General features: G+C 37.4%; 3 protein-coding genes. All 3 read right to left on the bottom strand.

Annotated elements, in window-relative coordinates:
- Window positions 1-166: 166 nt before the first annotated feature.
- Window positions 167-637: a type II toxin-antitoxin system PemK/MazF family toxin gene (locus M4I42_RS16365; protein WP_268853116.1), complete on the bottom strand. Its 471-nt coding sequence runs from the start codon at window positions 635-637 to the stop codon at window positions 167-169.
- Between the two features lie 23 nt (window positions 638-660).
- Window positions 661-942 carry a hypothetical protein gene (locus M4I42_RS16360; RefSeq protein WP_268853115.1) on the bottom strand — a complete coding sequence of 94 codons (282 nt, stop codon included), beginning with the start codon at window positions 940-942 and terminating at the stop codon, window positions 661-663.
- Window positions 943-1,203: 261 nt separating this feature from the next.
- Window positions 1,204-2,994 (bottom strand): IS1182 family transposase, encoded by a 1,791-nt coding sequence (locus tag M4I42_RS16355; protein ID WP_442864122.1) that lies wholly within the window; start codon window positions 2,992-2,994, stop codon window positions 1,204-1,206.
- Window positions 2,995-3,783: the final 789 nt, after the last annotated feature.

The following is a 3,783-nucleotide window of genomic DNA, read 5'->3' as shown; positions in this document are numbered from 1 at the left end:
TATTCCCTCATCATGGATAAAACGGAAACAGTGGCCTTGACAGAGGGAGAGCGTCGCAGCTTGCGAGTTTTTTGAAGAGGCCTTGGAGCATATGATGGATTATAGATAGCAGGGGTTGTGTGTAAAGGATGAATAGCCCGTCCTAATTGTTTTAAGTAGGAACGGGCTATGTTGACTCTTTTTTGATCATATCTTCGACGTATTTCTCGATTAATTCTTGAACCGTTTGTTCTATTTGTCTAAAGACGATTTCTCTAATGGTGTCTTGCATTTGAAGTGATTCAATGAGTTTAAGGTGTAGAGAGGCTTTATCTATTTCATTTAATGAACATATGTAATCTCCTATTTTATTACGCGAAAAAGTCATGATTTGATCTAGTTTCACATAGGAATCGTTTTTTAACTTTGGGTAATCCTTTTTATAAAGAGGCAAATGGTATGACTTTAACTCTTTTACATTTCCTTGATTATCATAAAGTGATGACAAAGGGGCCAAAACCACTGTTTGGTTCGGTAATGTATGGTCGTGTAACAAAAGAGCAGGGTGAGGCCCCTTAATTTTATATTGAGGGTTCGGTTTTTCCACCGGGAAGTTAAACCAAATGATATCCCCTTGCTGAAATTCAAATTGCCCCATGCTTTCTCTCCCTTACAAAATGTTTATTCTCCTTGCTTATCTTGAAACAGTTCAAAAAACTCATTGTCATCATAATCTTTTTTCTGCATTTGCTTAAAAAGATGCTTTTTTCTGATTTTATCATTATTGATCATTTCCAAAAAATCATAGCCATTTTCGTTACGAAATCGCTTCAAAGCTTGGTCTACAGGAGAAAGCTTTTTGTCAGCACCGTCAATGTTCCGTTGGACTAACTCCTTCACATTTAACATTTCATCATTCCCCCTGTTTTCGTTAGTGCGTTCCTTTTGATTTTCGTTGTCCATAAGGTATCACTCTCCCATACTGGATGTGTATGATTACCAGTATGGGAAAATGTCTTTGAATTTAGTATAACAAATTGGCCGTTTGACAGTTTTTTATACGAAAATCTTGTCATATCAACGATTTTAACCAATTTCGTCCGAAAAAGCGTGTCAAGCGAAAGTTTTCGACATTATCAAAAAACTTGCCTGATGGGTACAAAATTTTGTGTTCATGAAACAGACGAAATAAGGGCTGTTCCTATATAAATACAACTGGGAGGTTTAACTTATGGCTGACGAAAAAGTAGACTCCCTATTTTTTCGACTGACGAAGGGGCTGTCCGATAAGTCCCTAAAATGAAACAAGTGGAGAAAAACGAGCCGTTTTTCTCCACTTGTTTTTGTATTTTTTCGATTTTTCTCCGAAAGTAGCTGGCGGATGCCTGCTACTTTCAGGATGTTGTGGGCTAATGCCACAATCCCAAACTCGACATGTACCTTGTCGAGACCCCGCAATGAAAATCTGCGGAACGACCGATTGCCCTTGATGTGACCGAACACACTTTCTACTTCAACTTTGCGCTGAGCGTAGATAGCGGCTTTCTCTTCACATTCAAGGGCTGTTTTTGCCTTCGCTTTCATTTCTTCGAAGACGGTATTCCAGTGAACTTGACGATTGCCCTTCGCTTTCGTACATTTCTCTTTTAATGGGCAATCTGTACAATCTTCACATTCGTATATTTTGAAGCTTTGCTCATAGCCAGACGGATTCTTTTTGGTTTGATATTTTTTAAACAGAACTTTCCTTCCATTCGGGCAAATAAAACAGTCATCTTGCTCACAATAGGTCCAGTTTTTCGCATGTTTGATATCCTTTTTGTATTTGCGTGTCTGTTCTTGTACATAGGATCCATAAGGAATGAGAAAATCAAACCGAGGCTCTTTCTCATCACCAATCGCATATACATAGTTTTCTTCACTGCCATATCCGGCATCCGCGATGACTGTTTTGGGCATCGGTAAAGAAGTAGCCGCCAGTTTCTCCAAATGTGGAATCAAACAACGTGTGTCTGTAGGTCGTTGATGAATGGTATAAAACAAGATAAACTGGTTCTCCGTCCCCATTTGCACGTTATACCTTGGCTTGAGCTGACCGTTTTTCATATGATCTTCCTTCATGCGCATAAAGGTTGCGTCTTTGTCCGTTTTGGAATAGCTATTACGGTCGCCAAAGATTTCGTTCTGTTCCTTGTATGTAGCCAGTCGCGGTAAGAAATTTTCCCGAATCAGCTTTAAAGGTTTCTTCCATTTACTGCGTTCTTGGCGCTTCTCCTTACGAATCTTTGGATCTGTTTCCTTTTCGATTTCCTCTGTTAGGGTTTCTACTTTTTCTTCTATTTCCTTTGCTACTGCCTCCAGGTTCTGTTCGGTGATCTCTGCATTTGGTTCGGTTTCTTTTTCTTCCGCTCCAGCTTCTAATTGGGTTAATTCATGAATGTGTTGCAGGGTTTCTTGAATTTTTTCTTTTAATTTTGCTTCAAATTTCTCAGTTGAATGTTTCCACACGAAAGAATACTTATTGGCATTGGCTTCTATCTTGGTGCCATCCAAAAAGTAGTTTTCCATCGTGATGTACTTTTCTTCAATCAATTTTAGAATCATGGCTTCAAATAACTCATCCATCAAGGCTTTCATCCGTTCTCCGCGGAACTCATTGATCGTGCGGAAATCGGGTTGTTGCATCGCAGCTAACCACATGGCTGGAATGTTTTCTTTTATTAGATGTTCAATTCCTCGACAGGAATAAACCTTTTGGGAATAACCAAACAGAATGATTTTAAGCATCATTTTAGGATGAAAGGAACTTCGGCCACCACCTTTATAATGAGAAAACAATTGCTCATCTGGTACGGCTTCAACCATTTCGTCCACTACTCGTGCGACGTGATGTTCTGGTATGAGGGCTTCAATATCCAAAATAACTTGAATTTGACGGTTGTCATAGGGTTTAAAAGTAGGGGCTAATTGTCTTTTAGAGAGCTTTTTTTCCTCTGTTTCTGGAAAAAGTGTCATTTGCGTGTTATAATTTTCTTTAGTAATCATTTGATTGCTCATAAAAATCGTCCCTCCTAAAATGTTGTGGTGGTACCTTCATTTTACAGGATGGGACGATTTTTTTGTGTACTTTTTTAATAAAAAATGAAAAAAATAAGAGGGGCTTCAAAAAGTCAGTTACCCTGACTTTTTGGACAGCCCCTTCTCTCATTTTGTAGGACATTGGTGAATGCAACATAATAGACATTATGTTGCATTAGGTATGGATAGACAGCCCCCAAAAAAAGACCAATATCCATTGGTCTTTTCGGTAGATCTTGTTCAACTATCGTACCCGCTAGCCAGCATAAAGCCAGCTTCACCACAGATGATGAAATAAATTTTATTATTCCATGGGAGTTTAGGAAAAAGCCAACAACATTTCTTAACAGATCCATTTTATGAATACGCAAATACAACAAAATAGTTATTTTATGGCATGGAACTTGTGATTAACTCAATGATTATAGCAATAAGACCTAGAATAATTACCATCAAAGTAGAAAAAAGTATTGCCTTCTTGGCAATTACAAATATTTTCGTATTCGATTTTAAAATTCGGTAAGTCATATAGATTAAAATGCCTAAAAAAGTTGAACCAATCCATATAATTAAACCATAGTTAGTAATCAGTTTTTTCCAATCAAAAACCCAAAAATAGAGAATAGTTATGTGACAGATCACTAATAGCAATGTTATTGAAGGTAATATTATTCTTTGAAATATCATTTATTCTACCTCCTATGTAGATTTTATTATTTGTTTAAT

The organism is Anoxybacillus sp. J5B_2022, from assembly GCF_026847645.1.
Lineage (GTDB): Bacteria > Bacillota > Bacilli > Bacillales > Anoxybacillaceae > Anoxybacteroides.
The sequence above is the reverse complement of the archived record's forward strand: the minus strand, read 5'-3'. Positions and strand labels throughout refer to the sequence as shown.

What these genes read in the sequence shown, in the direction of transcription:
- M4I42_RS16365 (WP_268853116.1), bottom strand. Translation starts at nt 637, where the DNA reads ATGGGGCAATTTGAATTTCAGCAAGGGGATATCATTTGGTTTAACTTC.
- M4I42_RS16360 (WP_268853115.1), bottom strand. Translation starts at nt 942, where the DNA reads ATGGACAACGAAAATCAAAAGGAACGCACTAACGAAAACAGGGGGAAT.
- M4I42_RS16355 (WP_442864122.1), bottom strand. Translation starts at nt 2,994, where the DNA reads ATGACACTTTTTCCAGAAACAGAGGAAAAAAAGCTCTCTAAAAGACAA.